The organism is Thioalkalivibrio sp. ALJT, from assembly GCF_000381825.1.
In the GTDB taxonomy this organism is placed as follows: Bacteria; Pseudomonadota; Gammaproteobacteria; order Ectothiorhodospirales; family Ectothiorhodospiraceae; genus Thioalkalivibrio.
In genome coordinates, this window is sequence record NZ_KB907122.1 from 161,937 (window position 1) to 183,473 (window position 21,537).

Sequence of the window (21,537 nt, forward strand, 5' to 3'; positions counted from 1 at the left end):
CGAACCGTCAAGGCCGCCCATCTGTCTTTTGACCAAGCGCAAGCATGCAACCAATTTTTGTCGGCCGGCAACCCATCTTCGATGATCAGGAGAAGCTGATTGGCTTCGAATTGCTCTTTCGCACGGGGCACCTCGACACCGCCTCGGTGACCGACGGCGACCTGGCCACCTCGGATCTGCTGCGCAGCGCCTTCGTCGATATCGGACTCCAGCACCTGGTCGGCGAGCACCTGGCCTTCGTCAATCTTACCCGCGGCTTCCTGGAGCACGACGTCATCACCAGCCTGCCGCCCCACCAGGTGGTGCTGGAGATCCTCGAGGACATCGAGATCAACGCCGAGGTCGTAGCCGCGGTCCGACGCCTGAAAGACCAGGGGTTTCGCATCGCGCTGGACGACTACCAGTTCCAGGAACACCATACCGAGCTGGTCGAACTGGCGGATCTGGTCAAGCTGGACGTGCTGAATCTGGGGCACGAACGCATCGAACAGGAGTTCACCAACCTGCGCCAGTTCGGCGTGCAACTGCTGGCCGAGAAGGTCGAGACCCCCGAGGACTATGCCCTTTGCCGTCGGCTCGGCTTCGACCTGTTCCAGGGCTTTCATCTGTCCCATCCGCATGTCATCGAAGGGCAACGCCTGGAAAGCCTGGAACTGGCACTGCTGCGGCTGCTGCGCGCACTGCAGGCGCCGGACCCGGAGCCGAGCGAGCTGGAAGACCTGATCGCCACCGAACCCGGTCTGGCCATCGAGCTGCTGCGCATCGCCAACAGCCCTGCCTATCGCGGCGCGCGCGCGACCGAATCCCTGCACGACGCGATCCTGCGCCTCGGCCAGGGGCGTATCAAGCGCCTGGCAATGTTGATGGTGCTGCGGGGTTCCGCAGGTCAGACCCACGGCCTCGAACAGGTGATGATCCGTGCCCGCATGGGGATGCTGATGGGGCGCGCCCTCGATCTCCCGAACGCGGAGTGCGAGCGCTATTTCACCCTCGGCATGCTCTCCGGACTCGACCGGGTGCTGGGCGTCCCCCTGCGGCGCATCCTCGGCGAACTGCAGCTGTCTAGCGAGATGGAACAGGCCTTGCTGGAAAGCAGCGGGCCACTGGCCCCGTTGCTGTCGACCATCGCCGCCTTCGAAGACCCGACATCCGCGCCGGAGGCCGAAGATGCTCTGGTCCCGGTCACAGTATCCAGCCATCTGTACCTGGAATCCGTGCGCTGGACCGAAGACCTGCTGGCCTCACTGACCCGGGACCCGGAAGGATAGCCGGCCATGACCCTGAACCTGCGCAGCCGGCTGCTACCGGAGGCCGCGAGCGACCCCGATACCGGCATGCACGTGCACCTGGGCGCGCCCGCCAGTGCCGACAATACCCGCGACGGCCTTCTCGAGATCCATCCCGGCCTGGAGGCGGTGGCACCGGACGCCTATGTCGAGTCCTGGACTACCCGCGGCAGTCCCCGCCCCGAACGTCGGGGCCCTCTGCGGCTGCTCGAATATCCGGAGATCCTGTTCGCAAGCTGGGAAGGGCCGGATCATGGCCTGCGCGACCAGACCGAACAGGCCTACCGTGACCTGCTGAGCGCCTGCCATGCGCGCGGTTTCGAACACCTGGCGCGTATCTGGAACTTCTTTGGCGACATCCATGGCGAAGAAGATGGCCTCGAACGCTACCAGGCCTTCTGCATCGGGCGCGCCGCCGCCCTGGAGGCCCTTGCAATCCCGCAGACCGGCATGCCCGCTGCCACGGCCATTGGCGGCACCCAGCCGCGGCTGGTGATCTACCTGATCGCGACCCGCACCCCGGCTACGGCACTGGAAAACCCGCGCCAGGTCAGCGCCTACCGCTACCCGGAGCGCTACAGTCCGAAGAGCCCGACCTTTGCACGCGCCACGCGGCTGGACACCACGGGTGGCCCACTGATCCTGCTGTCAGGCACCGCCAGCATCGTCGGTCACGAAAGCCGGCATCCCGACGATGTCGCCGCCCAGACCCGCGAGACGCTGGCCAACCTGCGGGCCCTGCACGAGACCGCCGGGCGCCACCTGCCACCTCCGCGCTGGCTGCGAGTCTACCTGCGCCGTCCCGGGGACCGCGCCTGTGTCGCTGCGGTCCTGGCCGAACATTTCAGCAATGCGTGGCCGCCCCCCGTGGTGCAATGGGCGCGCGGCGATATCTGCAGGCGCGAACTGCTGCTGGAGATCGAAGGCGTACATGCCTGAACTGCCCGAGGTCGAAACCACCCGACGCGGCCTTGCACCGCTGCTGAATGGACGCAGCATCCGTGCCCTGGAGGTACGCGAGGCGCGCCTGCGCTGGCCGGTACCGGAGGCGCTGCCCGAGCACCTGGCGGGTGCTCGCGTGCAGAGCCTGACCCGACGCGCCAAGTACCTGCTCCTGGATACCGACCGGGGCGGCCTGCTGCTACACCTGGGCATGTCCGGCAGCCTGCGTCACTGCACACCTGATACCCCGTTGCGCCGCCACGACCACCTGATCTGGCACCTGGACAACAACCGTCAGGTCCGACTGCATGACCCACGCCGTTTCGGCTGCTGCCTGCCCCTGCCCGCAGACCCCACACACCACCCGCTCCTCGCCGACCTCGGTCCCGAGCCACTGGATGCGGCATTTGACGGCGACTACCTGTTCCGCCGCAGCCGCTCCCGGCGCAGCCCGGTGAAGGTCTTCATCATGGATCAGGCCATCGTGGTTGGCGTGGGCAACATCTACGCGACCGAGGCACTGTTTCTCGCCGGCATCCGGCCGGGGCGCGCGGCCGGGCGGGTGACCCGGGCCGAATACGAACGCCTGGTGCTCCATATCCGCGCCGTGCTGACGGAGGCAATTGAACAGGGCGGCACCACCCTGCGGGACTTCCTGCGCGAAGACGGCACGCATGGGTATTTCCGCCAGTCCCTGCATGTCTATGGCCGCGCCGGCGAGCCCTGCCTGACCTGCGGCACCACCCTGCAGACCCGCCGTATCGGACAGCGCGCCAGCAGCTACTGCCCCAACTGTCAGAAATAGCATCGCTTCTGCGGCACGGCCGCGTCGCAAGGCCCCTTCACCACAAAATTCCCGGATAACCGCCACGCTCCGGTCGGGCTGACACTGGGAGGCGGCGGCCGCGATTACGGGAGTAAACAGGACAGACGGAGACCGCCCCCTTTCCATATTTGTGCATGGCCCGGCAGCGCCCTCCGGCCCGATCAGTGCAAGCGACCTTCTATGCCTTGCGCCCGGCCCTGCCCCGGCACCACGATCGTGAATGTCTCCGTGTTCTCATGTGGCGACATCAAGGGACGCCGCCCCCCCGGCATCAGAGGTAGCGCGACACGCGGGGCACGGCGTTCAACAAGTGGCGCGTGTATTCGGCCTTTGGACTGGCCAGTACCTCCGCGGTCGCGCCGATCTCCTCCATCCGCCCGTCGTGCATCACCAGCATGCGGTCGGAGAAGTATTCCACCACGCCCATGTCGTGGGTGATGAAGATCATCGCCAGCTGCCGGTCCACCCGCAGCCGGCCGAGGATCTGCAACACCTCGGCCTGCACCGACACATCCAGCGCACTGGTCACCTCGTCGCAGATGATCACGTCCGGGTCCAGCACCAGGGCACGGGCAATCGCGATGCGCTGGCGCTGGCCGCCGGAGAACTCGTGCGGGTATCGCCACAGGGTATCTTCCGGCAGCGCGACCTGCTCCAGAACCTGCCCGGCGATCGCGATGCGCTCTTCCTGATCCGCCCCGATCCCGTGCACGCCCATGGGTTCGGTCAGCAGGGTCATCACGTTCAGGCGCGGGTTCAAGGATGAGGCCGGATCCTGGAACACCACCTGCAGGTGGCGCCGTAGCCGACGCAGCGCCTTGCGCGGCATCGCGCTCAGCGACTCGCCACGGTAGCGGATCTCGCCGCCGGTCGGCTCGACCAGGCGCAGGATCGCCCGGCCCAGCGTGGTCTTGCCGCAGCCGGACTCGCCGACCACCGCCAGCACCTCGCCGTTGTCCAGCGCGAACGAGACGTCATCCACCGCGCGTACCACGTCCACCTGGCGCCGCAGCAGGCCCTTGAGCACCGGGAAGTGCACCTGCAGCCCGGCGACCTCCAGCAGCGCCTCGCGCCCGGCCCCGGGCACCGGCGGCAGCGGCGGCAGGTTCTCCGGCAGGGCCTCGATCAGCCTGCGGGTGTAGGCGTCCTGCGGGTCGCGCAGCAGCGGGTGGCAGGCGCCCTGCTCCACGATGCGGCCCTGGCGCATCACCGCCACGCGGTCGGCCACCGAGGCGACCACGCCGAAATCGTGGGTGATCAGCAGCACCGCCATGCCGTTACGCTCGCGCAGACGGTCGATCAGCTTCAGGATCTCCGCCTGAATGGTCACATCCAGTGCGGTGGTCGGTTCGTCCGCGATCAAGAGGTCCGGCTCGGCCACCAGCGCCATCGCGATCATCACCCGCTGGCGCTGGCCGCCGGAGAGCTTGTGCGGGTACTCCTCGCGACGCTGCTCGGGGTTCGGCAGCTGCACCTCGCGCAGCACCTCCAGGGTGCGCGCCGCGCGCGCGGCAGCATCCATCTGCGGGCGGTGCAGGCGCAGCACCTCCTCGATCTGATCGCCGATGGTCAACACCGGGTTCAGCGAGGTCATCGGTTCCTGAAAGATCATGCCGATGCGGTCGCCGCGCACCGACTGCATTACCGCATCCGGCAGACCCAGCAGCTCCTGGCGCCCCTCGCGTCCGGCCAGCCAGACCTCGCCCGACGGCCGCTGGAAGCCGCCATCCAGCAGGCGCATGATCGCCAGCGCGGTGATCGACTTGCCGGAACCGGACTCGCCGACCAGCGCGAACAGCTCGCCCCCGCGGATGGAGAAGCTGGCGGCCTCCACCAGGGGCGCCTCGCTGTCGCGGTGGCGGATCTGCAGGTTCTTCACCTCCAGCATGATCAGCGCACCCCGCCGCGAGTCGCGCCCCCGGCGCCGGCCGCCGGGGTGGCGCGGTTGCGGCTGCGCGCCGCGGAGCGGGCATGCGGGTCCACCGCATCCCGCAAGGCCTCGCCGATCAGGTTATAGGCGAACACGGTCAGGAAGATGGCCCCGCCGGGGAACGCGGCCATCCACCAGTTGAAGGTGGAGCTCTGCACCGCCTGGTTCAGCATCTGCCCCCAGGAGGGCTCGTCCACCAGGCCCAGACCGAGGAACGAGAGCGTGGCCTCGGCCAGGATCGCGGAGGCCACGCCAAAGCTCGCCGCCACCAGGATCGGGGCGATGCCATTGGGCAGCATATGCCGGAACAGGATCGACGGCAGCGACAGCCCGGAGGCGATCGCTCCCTGCACAAAGTCCTGCTGGCGCAGGCGCAGGAACTCGGCACGCACGTAGCGCGCATAGCCGGACCACGAGGTCAGCCCGATGATCAGCATCATCAGGTACAGCGAGCGCCCGAAGAAGGCGACGAAGGTCAGCAGCAGGAACAGGGTCGGGATCGCCTCGAAGATTTCCACCAGGCGCATGCCGATGATGTCCACGATGCCGGAGAAGTAGCCCATCAGCCCGCCCAGGATCACGCCGATCCCGAGCGCGATACCGGTGGCGATGAAGCCGATGGACAGCGCGATACGCGAGGCATGGATCATGCGCGAGAGCACGTCGGCGCCGTTGTCGTCGGTGCCGAACCAGTGCACCCGATCGGGGACCTCGCGCGGGGCCTCCAGGCCGGTATCGGCGTAGTCGCGCAGGTAGTCGCGCGCGGAATACGGGATCGGTGCCCGGATCACCGCCTGGTAGGCGCCGGCTGCCTCGGCCTCGCGATACTGCTCGTAGACCACCAGCGACGGTGGCGATACCGTCTGCCAGGCCACCGCGCCCAGGATCGCACTGAGCAGGCCCCACAGCAGCAGGCGCCGCCAGGGTCGGCCGGGCACGGCCCAGAACAGAGCCGCCAGCAGCAGCATGCCGAACAGGGTCACGTCGGCGGCGCTCAGATAGCGCAGAAACGGCGCGGCCCAGTCGCCATCGGCGGTCTGCAGCAGCAGCGGGTGCGAATTGGCCAGCAGCGGGGCCAGCACCGCGATCAGGGTCAGCAGCGCGATCCAGGCGATGCCCAGGCGCGCGCCCCAGCGCAGCAGGACCTCGCCCACGACGCGCCGGGCCCAGGATCGGCTGCGGCGGTCGGCATCCGGGTCGCGCACGGCCTCAGTCATAGTTCACCCGCGGGTCGACGATGGCGTAGGCCAGATCCGCCAGCAGATAGCCCACCAGGGTCAGCACGCCGGAGATCAGGGTAATCGACAGCACCAGTTCGCGGTCCCGGGTCTGCACCGCCTCCACCGCGAGCTTGCCCATGCCGTCGATGGAGAAGATCGCCTCCACGATCACCGAGCCGGCCAGCAGTGACGGCAACAGGGTTGCGGACACGGTAATCAGCGGCAGCAGCGAATTGCGAAACACATGACGCCACAGCACGTCGTGCTCGGACACGCCCTTGGCCCGGGCGGTGCGCGCGTAGTCCGAGGTCAAGTTCTCCAGCACCGCCGAACGCGACAGCTTGGCGAGAAAGGCGAGCCCGCCGTAGGACAGGCACAGCACCGGCAGCACCAGGTGCCAGGCCCGATCCAGCAGGAAGCCCGGCACCATCTCGCCGGGCGCGAGGCCAAGCGCGAGTGCCAGTCCGGCCCCGAGGCCGGCGGTCGCCAGATAGAAGCCGCGTAGCACGCCCCAGTCGCTGTGCGCCATCAGCCCGCCCACCACGAGCCCGATCCCGACCGCGACCGTGGTACTGATGGCCCCGGCCACGGCCAGATCGCGGAACATCAACCAGCCGCAGACCGCCCCGATTGCTGCGCCCAGCCCACCCCGAATCAGGGCGGGCAGATGGCGCGCCAGATAGAGGCCAAGCGCCGCCCCCAGAAACGGCAGCACCAGCAGCAGCGGCAGCGCCCAGACCACCTCCACCGTGGGCAGGAAGGTCATGTCCAGGGCCGCGCGCTGACTGAGCCCGCCGGTGGGGAACCACTGCCAGAACTGGTCCGATGCGAAGAAGCCGATCAACAGCACCCCGGCCAGCATGGTCGGTACCGACCACAACGCCAGCAGCACCACCCCGGACTGCGAATCGAAGGCCTCGCCATGGCGCGTGGCCGCGCGCACCCCGACCGCGACCGCGATCAGGTAGATCAGCGGGATCGACAGCACGTTCAGCAGCAAAGTGATCGGCAATCGCTCCGCGATCAGGTCGGCCACCGGCCGACCGTAGCGGAAACTGGTACCCAGGTTCGGGGCCTTCAGGTGCGGCCAGCCGGTGAGCGAGCCGTCCTCGTCCTGCGCAAAGCCGATCGGGGAGATGTTGTTCAGCCAGCGTCCGAACTGCACCGGTGGCGGCTGATCCAGACCGTAGAGGCGGTTGTAGTACTCCTCCATCGCCTTCTGCGCCTGCGGCTCCAGGCCCTGGCCCTCGACCAGGGTCAGCGCGCTGATCCCGCCGGGCGCGGCCGCCATAACCGTGAACACCACCACGGTGATGCCGAACAGGGTCGGCACCATCAGCAACAGCCGCCGCAGGATATAGGTCAGCATCGCGCGGCGTGCCGGCCCGACAGGCGCCCGGGGTACACCGCCCTACTGCCCGTAACGCTGCTGGTCGAAGGGGACATAGATCTCCACCGGAACGAACCCGAGGTTCAGACCCAGTGCGGTCTGCTCGAGGTTGCGGATACGCCGGTCGATGAAGGCCAGGGTCTGGCGCCGCATCAGGAAGGTGTAGGGCTGATCTTCGACCAGGATGCGTTCAGCCTCGCGCCAGTGCCCCATGCGCGCGGCCTCGTCCACCTCGCCGCGGGCCGCCTCGATCACCGCGTCCAGCTCGGGGTTCTGGTAATGGATGAAGTTGTCCCCGCCGGAGACGGTCTGACTGGAGTGGAACATCTGGTAGATGTCCACCTCCACCCCGCTGGTCCAGCCCAGGGTGATGGCATCGAAGTCCTGGCGGCTGAGCCGCTCCAGCATCACGGACCACTCGGTCGGCTGCGGGCGCATCTCGACCCCGGCGCGGGCATAGAGATCGCGCAGGAACAGGGCGATGCGCCGGGTGTCCTCGTTATCCTGGAAGTACACCAGGTCAAAGGAGAACGACTCGCCATCCGCGTTGACCAGCACCCCGTCCCGGTTCTTCTCGCGGTAGCCGGCCTCGGCCAGCAGTTCCAGCGCGCGCTCGACATTGTAGGGAATCGGGTCCAGCTCGGGGTTGTGCTGGTCACTGCGCGGGCTGAACGGACTGATCGCACGTTCCGCATATCCCAGCATCACCTCCTCGATCAGCCGGTCGACGTCCGTCAGGTAGCTCATCGCGCGGCGCACCCGGGGATCCGCGAAGCGGGTCGGCTCGCCATCGCGCTTCTGGTTCCAGGCGATATAGGAATAGCCGGCGGTCGGGCTCATGTACTCGAAGGCGTCGGCGCGTTCGCGCAGGGCCTCGTCATCGCGCAGCCGCGCATACTCGCGCGGGCGCGCGCCATAGACATCGATATCGCGGTTGCGGAAGGTGGTCAGCCGCGCCGAGTCATTCTGGATCACCCGCCACACCAGGCGATCGAAGGGCGGCTCCACCGGCCCCCAGTAGCGCGGATTGCGTTCCAGCTCGACCCGCCCGGCATCCGGCGTCCAGCCTTTGGGGTCTTCCATCCGGTAGGGGCCGGACCCGAGCAGGATGCCGCGCGATTCGTTGAAGGTCTCGGGCTCATTCAGGTAGCGCTCGTAGAAATGCTTTGGCAGCACGTCCAGGCCACCGGCTACCCGCACCGCGTCGAAGAAGGGCTCCTCAAACACGAAGCGCACGCGGCGCTCGTCCAGCGCCTCCACCGACTCGACCTTCTCCAGGGAGGCCCGCGCCCGCGGTACCGCGATGGCATCGGTCATCACGAAGTCGAAGGTAAACTCCACGTCCGCAGCGGTCAGCGGCTCGCCGTCGGAAAACTGCAGCCCCGGACGCAGGCGGAAAGTCAGCTCGGTACCGCTGTCGTCGAATTCCCAGGATTCGGCCAGCAGGCCCTGCCATTCCAGCGACTCGGGATCACGCTGCACCAGCGATTCCATCACATAGCCCTGCACCTCGGAGGCATAAGCGTCGGAGGATACATACGGCGTAATGGTGGCCAGGCCGGTTCCAAAGGCCCGCACCAGCCAGTCGCCCTCGGCGTAGTCCTCCGCGGTCGCAGCCTCGGCTGCGCGCCGGAAGGCCGAGGGTACCGCATCGTCCTGCGGCGCCTGTCCGGCTTCGGCCCCGGCGAAGCGGCCGGAGGCCAGATCCCCCTCCAGGCTCTGCAGGCTGCGACGCAGGGCGCGCAGGTCCCGCGCCTGTTCCGTCATGGTGCTCTGCATCGCCGCCATGCGCTGCCACTGGCGATCCACCTGCACCATCACCAGCAGCAGCAGGATGCCGAGGACGATCAGGGTGATGATCCAACCAAAATGACGACTCACAGGACCTCCAGTTTCACGGCGGCACATACCCGGCGGCGACACGCTGTTCGGCACTATAGCAGTCCACGGCGCCGCCCTCGACGGGTGCTGGCCGGACCCCGGGCACATCGGTATGATCCCGAGACAGTCGCGTTCGAAGGCGGTTCCCCCGCCATCGGGCGCTGTCGAGACCGCCCGTTCAGGAGCCTGCCGGGTCTGGGCGATCGTCGCGAGCGCGGGACAGGAGAGCAAGACCCTTTTTCGGTCTCTCAAGGCGCATAGTGAAGACTATGTAACGATCGAAAGCACGCAAAAGCCCTCCCTGCTTACGCGTAGCACACCAGGCCCGAATCCGGCAGGCTCCCGGGTGCATCGACACCGAATGCTCAACACAAGGAGTTGCAAATGGGGTTTCTGAAAGGCAAGCGCGCCCTGATCGTCGGCGTGGCCAGCAACCGTTCCATCGCTTACGGCATTGCCGCGGCGATGCACCGCGAGGGTGCGGAACTCGCGTTCACCTACCAGAACGAGCGCCTGCGCGACCGCGTCGAGAAGATCGTTGCGGACTTCGACTCCGACATCCTCGTGCCCTGCAACGTGGAGGACGATCGCGAGATCGAACAGGTGTTCGAACACCTGGACGATTACTGGGACGGGCTCGACATCCTGGTGCATTCGGTGGCCTTCGCACCGAAGGAACAACTGGAAGGGGATTTCCTCGACAACATGACCCGCGACGGCTTCCGCATCGCGCATGATGTCAGCTCCTACAGCCTCGCTGCGCTGGCCAAGGCCGGGCGCGGGATGATGAAAGATCGCGATGCCTCCATCCTGACGCTGAGCTATCTCGGTGCCGAAAAGGCGATGCCCAACTACAATGTAATGGGCCTGGCCAAGGCCAGCCTTGAAGCCAATGTGCGTTACCTCTCCTATACCCTGGGGCCGGAAAGCACCCGCGTAAACGCCATCTCCGCCGGCCCCATCCGGACCCTGGCAGCCGCCGGCATCGGCGAATTCCGCCGCATCCTCGACCATGTCGAGGCCAACGCCCCGCTGCGCCGCAACGTCACGATCGACCAGGTCGGCAATGCCGGGGCCTTTCTCTGCTCCGATCTGGCGTCCGGCATCACCGGCGAGGTCATGCACGTCGACTCCGGCTACAGCACCGTGGGTCTGGGCGCGGCCGAGATCGGTCTCGACAAATAGGCCGCACGCAACACCTGCCGCAGGCACAAAAAAGCCCGGCACCGCATAAGCGGGCCGGGCTTTTTTTATTCCGGACAGGCAGCCGGATCAGCGCGGGACAACTACCGGAGCGTGCCGTGCGGCCGCCCTATCCGGCTCCTCGCTGCACGCCCCGATCTATTCCAGCGCGCGCGGGAAGCGCTCGATATCCGCCTGGTCTTCCAGCCAGGCGAGATAGGCCCGGAATTCGGCACTGGCATAGGCATTCTCGAGCTGATCCCGGGCTTGCTGCCGGGCGGCGGGCGTCACTTGATCATCCCCCATACGCACCGACTCCAGCACGGTCACCGCGAAGTGGCCATCCCCCACCCGGCTGCCGGCAATCTCGACGTCGCCCTCGGCCGGTGCCGGCATGCGGAACAAGTGTTCCTGCAGCCCTCGCGGCAGATCGGCGGCCTGTGCACGTGTGACCTCGACCGACCGCTGCCAGTCAGCGCCCTCGGCCACCGCACTCCAGTCCTCAGCGTCACGCAGGCGCTCGATCAGCGCCTCGCCCTCGGCCTGTGCGGCCTCGGCCGCCGCCTGGCTTTGCAGGCGCTCGCGGATCGTATCCGCCACCGCCTCCAGCGGACGCACCTCTGACGGCTCGTGAGCGTCGACACGCAGGACCACCGTCGAGCCATCCTGCAGATCGACCACCTCACTGTTGCCGCCATCCTCCAGCACCCGCGGCGCAAACGCGGCATTGCGAATCGAGCGGTGCGCGGCAATACCGTCGCCGGAGGCCCGCGTGAACCATTCACTGGTCTGAATCCGGAGCCCGGTGGCATCAGCTGCCGGCTCGAGGCTGTCCGCATATTCCACGGTCAGCGCCATCAGGTCATCCAGCGCGTCGATCTGCATCTGTTCGGCCGTGCGGTCGCGCAGGTCCCGCTCCACATCATCCCGTACTTCCTCGAACGGCTGCGGGCGGGCCGCCTCGATCCCCGTGACCTCGAGGATGAACCAGCCACGATCCGTACGGACCGGCTGGCTTATCAGACCCTCGGGCAGGGTAAAAATAATAGTCTCAAGGGTGGAGTCGAGATCGCCACGCGCGACCTCGCCCATGCGCCCACCACGATCGGCGGTCAGACTGTCCTCGGAGTACGCCTCGGCCAGTTCGGCAAAGTCCTCGCCCGCATCCAGGCGCTCGCGCAGCTCGCGGATACGGGCCTCGCCGTCGGCATCGGTATCCTGAATGCGAATCTGACGCACATCCCGCAGTTCCGGCTCCTCGTAGCGACTCCGGTTCAACTGATAGTGTTCTCGGATATCGTCCTCGCTCAGTTCGACCGCGGCCTCCAGGCCTTCCGGGTCCAGACGCAGGTATTGCACCCGCACCCGCTCCGTGGTCGAAAACTCATCGGGGTTGCGCTCGTAAAAGTCCCGAATTGCATCTTCATCGACCACATCCGGGCGATCGAAATCTGCAGCACGGAAGAGACGCCAGCTCGCCACCCGGGTCTGATTACGCAGCCGGCTGTAATCATCCACCACCGCCGTGTCCACCACCCCGGTGGCCTGAATGCCGCGCTGAATCTGCGACATCACGATGCTGTGGGCAATATCCCGCTCGAAGTCCGCCGGGCTAATGCGCTGGGCACTCAACAGCTGCCCGTAACGCTCGCGACTGAAGCGCCCGTCTTCCTGGAAGACCTGCATCCCACGAATCTCGCGCAGCACGCTGTCCCCGGCCGCCTTGAAGCCAGCCGAATCCGCGGCCTGACGCAGCAACTCCCGGCGAATCAGGGTTTCCAGAGCCTGCATCCGGATGCCATCTTCATCGAGTACGTCGTCGGGGATCTCGCCCCCGAACATCCGCGCCATCTCGTCGCGCTGCGCCCGAGCCTCCTGGTGGACATCCCGCACCGCGATATCCGTGCCGTTCACCTCGGCCGCCACCAGCGGGCCGGCACCCCCGAAATACTCGCCCAGGCCCCAGAGGGCAAAGGGAATGGTGATCAGGCCGATGATTACATAGGCCAGCCAGCCGCTGGCGCGGTCACGAATCGCTTGCAACATGATGGTCTCTGCTCACTCCGCCGTGGGAAGGCAATCGGGAATCAGCCGCCGATGGTAGCAGGCGCGCCCGCGCGCGTCTTCGCTTGCACCAGAGGTCAGTTGTCTACCACACAGCACACGCCGCCGCGATGAAGCGCAAGGGCCATTCACAGGAAGGCAGGGAGGTCCTTTCGTTATGGACGGATTGCGCGGAGAGCGCCTGCCGACCCGCCGCCCGCAGTCAAACGCCCCCGTCAAACCCCTTCCTGCCTCCCTGAGAAGGTTTTCGTCCTCAACCTTCGTCGCGGCGGCGTGTGGCTCGTGGTCGCTGAAAAAGAAAAAGGCGCCACATGGGCGCCTTTTTCGGTGTTGGCGGAGCGGACGGGACTCGAACCCGCGACCCCCGGCGTGACAGGCCGGTATTCTAACCAACTGAACTACCGCTCCGAATTCTTCCTGCAGTGCAACCGTAAGCGGAGTTGCACTTGGTGGGTGCTGACGGGTTCGAACCGCCGACATTCGCCTTGTAAGGGCGACGCTCTACCAACTGAGCTAAGCACCCGATAAAGCGTATCAGTTTACTCGATCCTTGAGCGCTTTACCAGCCTTGAACGAAGGAGTTTTCGAAGCGGCGATCTGAATCGTCTGACCCGTGCGCGGATTGCGGCCCGTGCGCGCTTCACGCTCGCGCACCAGGAAGGTCCCAAAACCAACCAGGGACACCTGGTCACCCTTGGCGAGGGTATCACCCACGACGCTCACCATGGCATCCACGACCCGGCCGGCCTGGGCCTTGGGTACATCGGCTTCCGCCGCGATGGCGTCGATCAGTTCGGATTTATTCATGAAGTACTTCCTTATCTCAGTGGTGACTCAGGCTGTCTGCGGGACGAGCAATAGCTTACAACAACCAGGGCGCTTGGCTCCATGGCCCCGCCCCTGCCCTGCGTCATGAAATCAGATGGTTCGGATGGGGTTATAGCAAGCCCCCCGAAAGTGAGTCAAACGGGGAACGGATGCCATCACTGAACCCGTACAAACGAATGCGCGCAGGAACCGTGACACCAGAGAAAAACCGGCCTCGCGGTTCCTGCACCATTACAGACGCTTAGTGATGACGCACCCGTCGACGCCCGGATTCCTTGGCTGGCTTCACCACTTCCTCGACCTTTTCCGGGTGGCCGCTCGGTTTTCCCTCCGGCATGTGAACAAGGGCCACTTCCAGCACCTCGTCGATCCAGCGGACCGGCCGAATATCGAGCTTCTGCTTGATGTTTTTCGGGATATCCACCAGGTCCTTTTCGTTTTCTTCTGGGATCAGGACCGTGCGGATGCCGCCCCGATGCGCAGCCAGCAGCTTTTCCTTGAGACCACCGATGGGCAAGACCTGCCCCCGAAGGGTAATCTCGCCGGTCATCGCGACGTCGGCGCGTACCGGGATTCCGGTCAATGCCGAGACGATGGCCGTACACATCCCGATACCTGCCGAGGGGCCATCCTTCGGCGTCGCGCCCTCGGGAACATGGATATGCAGGTCCTTCTTCTCGTGAAAGCCTTCGTCCAGGCCCAGCGCCTCGGCCCGCGAACGCACGACGGTGAGGGCCGCGTGGATGGATTCCTGCATCACATCGCCCAGTTTCCCGGTCTGCTGCGTCTTGCCCTTGCCCGGCACGACGCTGGCTTCGATGGTCAGCAGCTCGCCCCCAACCTCGGTCCAGGCCAGCCCCGTCACCTGACCGATCTGGTCGTTCTCCTCGGCCAGGCCAAAGCGGAAGCGACGCACACCGAGATATTTCTCCAGGGCCTTCGGGGTCACCGAGGTGGTCCGGGAGCGTTCCTTTTCGCTGGCCAGCAAGCGCTGCTTGGCCACCTTGCGGCAGACCTTCGCGATTTCGCGTTCCAGCGAACGCACACCCGCCTCGCGGGTGTAATAGCGCACCATGTCACGCACGGCGGCATCCGAGATATGAATCTCGTCGGGCTTGAGTCCGTTGGCCTTGATCTGCTTGTTCAGCAGATAGTTGTGGGCGATGTTGACCTTCTCGTCCTCGGTGTAGCCCGACAGGCGGATGACCTCCATGCGATCCAGCAGCGGGCCGGGGATGTGCATGCTGTTGGCCGTGGCCACGAACATCACGTCGGACAGGTCGAAATCGACCTCCAGATAGTGGTCGCTGAAGGTGTGGTTCTGCTCCGGATCCAGTACCTCGAGCATGGCCGAGGCGGGGTCTCCGCGGAAATCCATCGCCATCTTGTCGATCTCGTCGAGCAGGAACAGCGGGTTGCGCACCCCGACCTTGGACAGGTTCTGGATGATCTTGCCCGGCAGCGAGCCGATGTAGGTGCGGCGGTGGCCGCGGATCTCGGCCTCGTCGCGCACCCCGCCCAGCGCCATGCGCATGAACTTGCGGTTGGTCGCACGGGCGATGGACTGCCCCAGCGAGGTCTTGCCGACACCCGGCGGACCCACCAGACACAGGATCGGCCCCTTCAGCTTGCGTACCCGCGACTGCACGGCAAGGTACTCGAGGATGCGTTCCTTGACCTCTTCCAGGCCATAGTGATCCTCGTTGAGGATCTTTTCCGCGCGCGCCAGATCCTTGCTGACCCGGGTCTTCTTCTTCCACGGGACATTGACCAGCCAGTCGATGTAGCTGCGCACGACAGTGGCCTCGGCCGACATCGGCGACATCATCTTCAGCTTGTTCAGCTCGGCGGTGGCCTTCTTCCTGGCCTCCTCCGGCATCCCGGCCTTCTCGATCTTCTCGGCCAGGTCTTCCTGTTCGTTCGGTGCGTCCTCAAGATCGCCCAGCTCCTTCTGAATGGCCTTCATCTGCTCATTCAGGTAGTACTCGCGCTGGGACTTCTCCATCTGCTGCTTCACGCGGCCGCGGATCTTCTTCTCGATCTGCAGCACGTCCATCTCACCCTCGATCTTGGCAACCAGGTGTTCCAGGCGTTCGCGCACGTTGGCAATCTCGAGGACCTGCTGCTTCTCCTCGAGCTTCAGGGACATGTGCGCGGCAATGGTGTCGGCCAGACGCGAGGTGTCGTCGATCCCGGCCAGCGAGGTCAGGATCTCCGGCGGGACCTTCTTGTTCAGCTTGATGTACTGCTCGAACTGGTTCAGCGCAGAGCGACCGAGGACCTCGAGTTCCTTGTCCTCGCTGTCATACTCCTCGTCGATCAGCCGGATATCGGAGACAAAGTAGTCCTCCTCCTTCTCCGCATCCCCGGTGGTGGACACATCCATCACGCGGGCACGCTGGGCCCCCTCCACCAGCACCTTGATGGTGCCGTCGGGGAGACGCAGTAACTGCAGGATGTTGCCCAGCGTGCCGATCTCGTGCAGATCAGCCACCTCGGGCTCGTCGACCTCGGCGCTTTTCTGCGCCACGAGCATTACCTGCTTGTTCTCGGCCATGGCCGAATCCAGTGCCCGGATCGACTTCTCGCGACCGACGAACAGCGGGATGACCATGTGGGGATAGACCACGACATCGCGCAACGGCAGCACCGCGACGCGCTTGACGGGGGAGTCCACCTCGTTCTGGGAGGTATGGGTATCGGTCATGTTGCCCCCTCAGGGCTGGACGAATGTACGGAAGGAAGTGGGGGCAGCAGCACCCTTTTTCAAGGATGCTGCGACACTTCCCGTCAGGAATCCGCGGACGCCTTCTTCTGGGCAAACGAGTCGTTCTCGTAGACCAGATAGGGTTCGGCATCGCCGCGGATCACCGCCTCGTCGATCACCACCTTGCTGACGCCTTCCATTGAAGGCAGCTCGTACATGGTGTCGAGCAGGATGTTCTCCATGATGGTACGCAGACCACGGGCCCCGGTCTTGCGCTCCATCGCCTTGTGCGCGATTGCGGACAGGGCATCGTCGCGGAATTCGAGTTCCACGCCCTCCATCTCGGACAGGCGGGCATACTGCTTGACCAGGGCATTCTTCGGCTGCGTCAGAATGGTGATCAGGGCGTCTTCATCCAGCTCTTCCAGCGTCGCCTGTACCGGCAGACGGCCCACGAACTCGGGGATCAGGCCGTAGCGCACCAGGTCGTCGGCCTCCAGCTGCTTCAACCACTGGCCGCCCGACTTGGCTGCCTCGGTGGTGCGCAGCTCGGCGCCAAAACCAATGCCGCCCTTCTCCGCGCGCTGCTGGATGACCTTCTCAAGTCCCGAGAAGGCCCCGCCACAGATGAACAGGATATTGCTGGTATCCACCTGCAGGAATTCCTGTTGCGGATGTTTACGCCCGCCCTGCGGCGGCACCGAGGCCGTGGTGCCCTCGATCAGTTTCAGCAGGGCCTGCTGCACACCCTCGCCCGACACGTCACGGGTAATCGAGGGGTTGTCCGACTTGCGCGAGACCTTGTCGATCTCGTCGATGTAGACAATGCCGTTCTCGGCCTTTTCCACGTCGTAGTCGCACTTCTGCAGCAGCTTCTGGATGATGTTCTCGACATCTTCGCCCACGTAACCGGCCTCGGTCAGCGTGGTCGCATCGGCGATGGTGAACGGAACATTCAGCACCCGCGCCAGGGTCTCCGCCAGCAGAGTCTTGCCGGAGCCGGTCGGGCCGATCAGCATGATGTTCGACTTGGACAGCTCGACGTCGTCCTTGCCGGCCTTGGCCTGCAACCGCTTGTAGTGGTTGTAGACGGCGACGGACAGGATCTTCTTGGCCGAGTTCTGGCCAATCACGTAGTCATCGAGAATGGCGCGGATCTCGTGCGGCGTAGGCAGGGAATCCCGCTCGGCGTGGCCGGCCTCCTGCATCTCCTCGCGGATGATGTCGTTGCACAGCTCAACGCACTCGTCGCAGATGAATACGGATGGCCCGGCAATCAGCTTGCGCACCTCGTGCTGGCTCTTTCCGCAGAAAGAACAGTACAGGAGCTTGCCGTCAGCGGAGGGGGTTGTTTCGTCGCTCATCCGTTTGCCTCGGTTGCGATTTCAGTGTTCTTCAGAACATGCCCCGTTTGGCAGGCGGTTGCAAACGGGCCGAACTGGAGTCCGGTATTGAGGCCTCGCCCCGGGTACCGGGGCGCGGGCGCGGACGACCGGGATCAGGCGTCCGCGGAGCTGCGGTGGGTCAGCACATGGTCGATCAGGCCATATTCCTTCGCATCGTCTGCGGTCAGGAAACGGTCACGATCGGTATCCTGTTCGATCTTCTCCACCGGCTGGCCGGTGTGGTGGGCGAGCACGCGGTTCAGCTCTGCACGGATCTTCAGGATCTCGCGGGCATGGATATCGATATCGGATGCCTGGCCCTGGAAACCACCCAGCGGCTGGTGGATCATCACCCGCGAATGCGGCAGCGCGTGGCGCTTGCCGGGGGCCCCGCCCGCCAGCAGCACTGCCCCCATGCTGGCCGCCTGGCCTACGCACAGGGTGTTCACCTCCGGCTTGATGAACTGCATGGTGTCGTAGATCGCCATGCCGGCCGTCACCGCGCCGCCCGGGGAGTTGATGTACAGGCTGATCTCCTTGTCCGGGTTTTCCGACTCGAGAAACAGCATCTGGGCCACGATCACATTGGCCATGTAGTCCTCGACCGGACCCACACAGAAGATCACCCGGTCCTTCAGCAGGCGGGAATAGATGTCGTAGGCGCGTTCACCGCGGGCGGTCTGTTCGACCACCATCGGCACCAGGTTCAGCCCCTGGGTGTGCAGCGCACCCTGATCGGCCATGTCTTGGCTCATTCAGTCGACTCCTTGTTCGGGTTCATGACGTCCTGGAAGCTGGACTTCTTCGCGGTAACCGCAGCCTGCTCGACCACCCAGTCGACCACCTGATCTTCCAGCACCAGCGACTCCAGGTTGCTCTTCGCCTGCGGGTTGGAACGGTAATAGTTCTTCACCTCTTCCGGATCCTCGTAGGTGGCCGCCATCTCTTCAAGGTCGCGCTCCACGCGGTCGGCGTCCACCTCGAAGCCCTTCTGCTCAATAATCGCGCGCAGGGCAAGGCCCAGGCGCACGCGACGTTTGGCCTCGTCTTCGAACAGGCTGTCGGGAAGCGGCTGGCTTTGCTGGGCACCGCCGAAACGCTTCTCCGCCTCCTCGCGCAGGCGGTTGATCTCGGACTTCACCAGTGCATCCGGCAGATCAAAACCGTGGCGTTCAACAATCACTTCCATTACCTGGTTCTTGACCTTGCCCTTCAGCGCCTGGTTCAACTCGCGTTCCATATTCGACCGCACATCGGCGCGAAGTTGCTCCACCGAGCCATCCTCGATGCCAAATTTCTGCGCAAACGCCGCGTCGACCTCCGGCAGCTTCGGTTCTTCGACCTTCTTGATGGCAAGGGCGAACTGCGCGGTCTTGCCCTTCAGGTGTTCGGCCGGGTAGTCCTCCGGGAAGGTGACATCAATGGTCGGCTCTTCGCCGGCCTTCACGCCCTTGAGCTGCTTTTCGAAGTCTTCGAGCAGGCGACCGGAACCCACCTCGATCTGGAAGTCCTCGGCCTTGCCACCCTCGAACGCCTCGCCATCGACGCTGCCGGCAAAGTCCAGCGTGATGCGATCGCCTTCCTGCGCCTCACGCGTGACTTCGGCCCAGTCCTTGTGCTGTTCGCGCAGGGAATCGATTACGCGCTCGATGTCCTCCTCCGCGACCTCCGCGTCCAGACGTTCGATCTCGGCGCCCGACAAGTCGGCGACTTCCACTTCCGGGAACACCTGGAAACTGGCGGTGAACTCGATCGCATCACCGCCCTCGAGAGAGGTCGGCTCGATGCTCGGATTCCCCGCCGGCTCCAGCCCTTCCTGCTGCACCGCCTCGCGATAGCTCTCCTGCAGGACCTCGCTCAGGACTTCCTGATAGACCCCGGAACCGTAGCGCTGACGCACCACCTTCAGCGGGACCTTGCCCGGGCGGAAACCGTCCAGCTTGACCCGCTTGGCGAGGGACTTCAGGCGATTGTCGACCTCGGTGTCGACCCGCTCGGAGGGGACCTGGATGGTCATCTTGCGTTCCAGGTTGCCGGTGGCTTCAACAGAAACTTGCATGGAGGGCCTCGTCATAGTTCGAATATCGGTCATCCCTGCCGATCGCAGTGGTAACCTTCATGGCTTGTAGGAATGCGAACGGTGGTGCGAAAGGAGAGACTCGAACTCTCACGGGTTTTACCCCACTGGGACCTAAACCCAGCGCGTCTACCAGTTCCGCCACTTTCGCGATCTTGCAGAAAACGCTCGTCTCGCGCGCGATTACCGCGCAACAACCGTCCATTCTAGCGTGTTCCCCGCCCACAAACACAAAAGGCCCGTATGAACGGGCCCTTGTGCCGGTCCGGGGACCGGAAAGATGGTGGGTCGTGTAGGATTCGAACCTACGACCAATTGGTTAAAAGCCAACTGCTCTACCAACTGAGCTAACGACCCGTCTCGTCCTGGTCCGACGCCGCCCCGGGGGCACCGCCCGACCATCCTGCCTGGCAGGGGCCGGATTGCCGAACCACCTGCGTCGCGTAGTTTACGGCCCGGCGGGGAAAACGCAAGGCATTTCCCCCGCCGCGACCCCGTCAGATGGCTTCCAGCTTACGCATACCCCCCGGCAGCAGCTTCATGTCCACCAGCGAGGTGACCAGGGCCTTGCCGAAGGTGGCCTCGTCTTCGTAGACCATCTTGTAGTACTGGATCTTCATTGTCAGCGCAGAGCCGAACACGATGAAGGCGAAGGTCAGGAAACCACCAAGCGCAAGCGTCGAAACCCCGGTGATTGCCTGCCCCACGGTACAGCCCATCGCGAGGATGCCGCCCACCCCCATCAGGATGCCGCCAACGAAGTGGTTCCCGAAGTCACGGAAGGACGAGAACCATTCGATGCGGAAGCTGCGCGAGATCAGGGCCCAGAAGAACGACCCCAGGATCACCCCCGCCAGCGCGACCACACCGAAGTACAGGAAGCGGCTATCAAAGCCTTCCTTCACATAGCCCACGCTCTGGCCCATCGGCGCGATGAACGTAAACGACTGGTTTTCCCAGAACCGCACCTGGTCGGCCGGACGGTCTTCTCCCGGCTCGCCGAGGAATTCCCAATCGCTCAGATAGGCGGTCGGGGTATAGGTATCACCCATGTCGTCCGCGATCTGCACGTTGCTGGTCAGCCACCAGGCACCCACCACCACGAGGCCGATGACCAGACCACCCAGGATATTGTCGAAGCTCTTGCGAAAGTCTGCAGCCTTGAAGATCAGGGCCAGCAGCAGCACACCAATCAGCAGCCCCAGCACCAGACGGGCGCCAGTGGCGTTGTCGCCGGCGACAATGGAGCCGAGATCCTGGCCACCGGAGAGGGTGATGGAGGTGTTACCCATCCAGCCGAATAGCAACTGGTTCAGGGTCTGCCCGGTACCGAACACCGGCTGGGTGCTGAGCAGGAGGTAAGCCACCACGCCGATCAGGATCATCACCATCACCGACTTGATGTTACCGCCACCGACACGCACCAGGGTCTTGTTACCGCAGCCCGAGCCGTACGTCATGCCGATACCGAACAGGAAGCCACCCAGCACGTGACCGAGCCAGTTCAGGTTTTCCATCCGATAGGGAGGGAAGGAACCCTCGGCGCTCAGGACGCCGAAGAATTCGAGGGTACTGACCCCCAGCATAGCCACCGCGATCGCCAGCAACCAGGAGCGCATGCGCCCGGTATCCCCCATGTTCACCCAGTCGGAAACGGCGCCCATGGTGCAGAAATTGGTCTTGTTCGCCACGGCCCCCATGATGAAGGCAAGGATGAACGTACCTCCCAGGAACGCCATCGCAGCGGTTGAGAAACTGGAGAATTCCATTGCGTTTCCTCTCGATGAAAGGTTTCAGGACACGCCTGCACCCAAAGGGT

General features: G+C 64.9%; 15 protein-coding genes and 4 tRNA genes. 4 read left to right on the plus strand and 15 right to left on the minus strand.

The window, feature by feature from the left end; all coding sequences use genetic code 11:
* Nucleotides 1-44 precede the first annotated feature (44 nt).
* Genes G332_RS0103030 through mutM form a run of 3 tightly spaced genes read left to right on the plus strand, consistent with a single transcriptional unit; the run spans nt 45 to nt 3,033 of the window.
* On the plus strand, nt 45-1,268 hold the full coding sequence (locus G332_RS0103030; RefSeq protein WP_019625524.1) for an EAL and HDOD domain-containing protein: 1,224 nt from the start codon (nt 45-47) through the stop codon (nt 1,266-1,268).
* Between the two features lie 6 nt (nt 1,269-1,274).
* Nucleotides 1,275-2,225 (plus strand): hypothetical protein, encoded by a 951-nt coding sequence (locus tag G332_RS0103035; protein WP_019625525.1) that lies wholly within the window; start codon nt 1,275-1,277, stop codon nt 2,223-2,225.
* Complete coding sequence (gene mutM, locus G332_RS0103040; RefSeq protein WP_019625526.1) at nt 2,218-3,033, plus strand: bifunctional DNA-formamidopyrimidine glycosylase/DNA-(apurinic or apyrimidinic site) lyase; 816 nt, start codon at nt 2,218-2,220, stop codon at nt 3,031-3,033. The genes G332_RS0103035 and mutM overlap by 8 nt, the downstream gene beginning before the upstream one ends.
* A gap of 292 nt (nt 3,034-3,325) precedes the next feature.
* Here the strand turns inward: mutM and G332_RS0103045 are convergent, their stop codons facing one another.
* Genes G332_RS0103045 through G332_RS0103060 form a run of 4 tightly spaced genes read right to left on the minus strand, consistent with a single transcriptional unit; the run spans nt 3,326 to nt 9,475 of the window.
* Nucleotides 3,326-4,942 carry an ABC transporter ATP-binding protein gene (locus G332_RS0103045; protein ID WP_019625527.1) on the minus strand — a complete coding sequence of 539 codons (1,617 nt, stop codon included), beginning with the start codon at nt 4,940-4,942 and terminating at the stop codon, nt 3,326-3,328.
* A gap of 2 nt (nt 4,943-4,944) precedes the next feature.
* Nucleotides 4,945-6,201 (minus strand): ABC transporter permease, encoded by a 1,257-nt coding sequence (locus G332_RS0103050; protein WP_019625528.1) that lies wholly within the window; start codon nt 6,199-6,201, stop codon nt 4,945-4,947.
* Nucleotides 6,194-7,573 (minus strand): ABC transporter permease, encoded by a 1,380-nt coding sequence (locus tag G332_RS0103055; protein WP_019625529.1) that lies wholly within the window; start codon nt 7,571-7,573, stop codon nt 6,194-6,196. Before G332_RS0103055 ends, G332_RS0103050 begins: the two co-directional genes overlap by 8 nt.
* 42 nt (nt 7,574-7,615) lie before the next feature.
* Nucleotides 7,616-9,475 (minus strand): peptide-binding protein, encoded by a 1,860-nt coding sequence (locus tag G332_RS0103060; RefSeq protein WP_019625530.1) that lies wholly within the window; start codon nt 9,473-9,475, stop codon nt 7,616-7,618.
* Nucleotides 9,476-9,859: 384 nt separating this feature from the next.
* On the opposite strand from G332_RS0103060, the gene G332_RS0103065 reads away from it, so the two are divergent.
* The gene (locus G332_RS0103065) at nt 9,860-10,660 is read left to right on the plus strand and encodes an enoyl-ACP reductase (RefSeq protein ID WP_019625531.1); all 801 of its coding nucleotides are present in this window, start codon (nt 9,860-9,862) and stop codon (nt 10,658-10,660) included.
* Nucleotides 10,661-10,816: 156 nt separating this feature from the next.
* On the opposite strand, the gene G332_RS0103070 is transcribed toward G332_RS0103065, so the two are convergent.
* The 11 genes from G332_RS0103070 to G332_RS0103120 all read right to left on the minus strand — a co-directional run bounded on the left by G332_RS0103070 (nt 10,817) and on the right by G332_RS0103120 (nt 21,487).
* Nucleotides 10,817-12,703, minus strand: coding sequence for a SurA N-terminal domain-containing protein (locus G332_RS0103070; RefSeq protein WP_019625532.1), 1,887 nt, complete (start codon nt 12,701-12,703; stop codon nt 10,817-10,819).
* 349 nt (nt 12,704-13,052) lie between these two features.
* A tRNA-Asp gene (locus G332_RS0103075) sits at nt 13,053-13,129 on the minus strand.
* 39 nt (nt 13,130-13,168) lie between these two features.
* Nucleotides 13,169-13,244 (minus strand) — tRNA-Val (locus G332_RS0103080).
* 11 nt (nt 13,245-13,255) lie between these two features.
* On the minus strand, nt 13,256-13,528 hold the full coding sequence (locus tag G332_RS0103085; protein WP_019625533.1) for an HU family DNA-binding protein: 273 nt from the start codon (nt 13,526-13,528) through the stop codon (nt 13,256-13,258).
* Nucleotides 13,529-13,790: 262 nt separating this feature from the next.
* A complete protein-coding gene (gene lon, locus G332_RS0103090) occupies nt 13,791-16,256 on the minus strand; it encodes an endopeptidase La (protein ID WP_019625534.1) in 2,466 nt (821 codons plus the stop codon).
* A gap of 83 nt (nt 16,257-16,339) precedes the next feature.
* A complete protein-coding gene (clpX, locus tag G332_RS0103095) occupies nt 16,340-17,620 on the minus strand; it encodes an ATP-dependent Clp protease ATP-binding subunit ClpX (protein ID WP_019625535.1) in 1,281 nt (426 codons plus the stop codon).
* A 134-nt stretch (nt 17,621-17,754) separates the two neighbouring features.
* Nucleotides 17,755-18,396: an ATP-dependent Clp endopeptidase proteolytic subunit ClpP gene (clpP, locus tag G332_RS0103100; protein WP_019625536.1), complete on the minus strand. Its 642-nt coding sequence runs from the start codon at nt 18,394-18,396 to the stop codon at nt 17,755-17,757.
* Entirely contained in the window at nt 18,393-19,700 is a 1,308-nt protein-coding gene (gene tig / locus G332_RS0103105; protein ID WP_019625537.1) for a trigger factor, read from the minus strand. The genes clpP and tig overlap by 4 nt, the downstream gene beginning before the upstream one ends.
* An 82-nt stretch (nt 19,701-19,782) precedes the next feature.
* A tRNA-Leu gene (locus G332_RS0103110) sits at nt 19,783-19,869 on the minus strand.
* 130 nt (nt 19,870-19,999) lie between these two features.
* Nucleotides 20,000-20,075 (minus strand) — tRNA-Lys (locus G332_RS0103115).
* Between the two features lie 140 nt (nt 20,076-20,215).
* A complete protein-coding gene (locus G332_RS0103120; RefSeq protein WP_019625538.1) occupies nt 20,216-21,487 on the minus strand; it encodes a YeeE/YedE family protein in 1,272 nt (423 codons plus the stop codon).
* Nucleotides 21,488-21,537 lie beyond the last annotated feature (50 nt).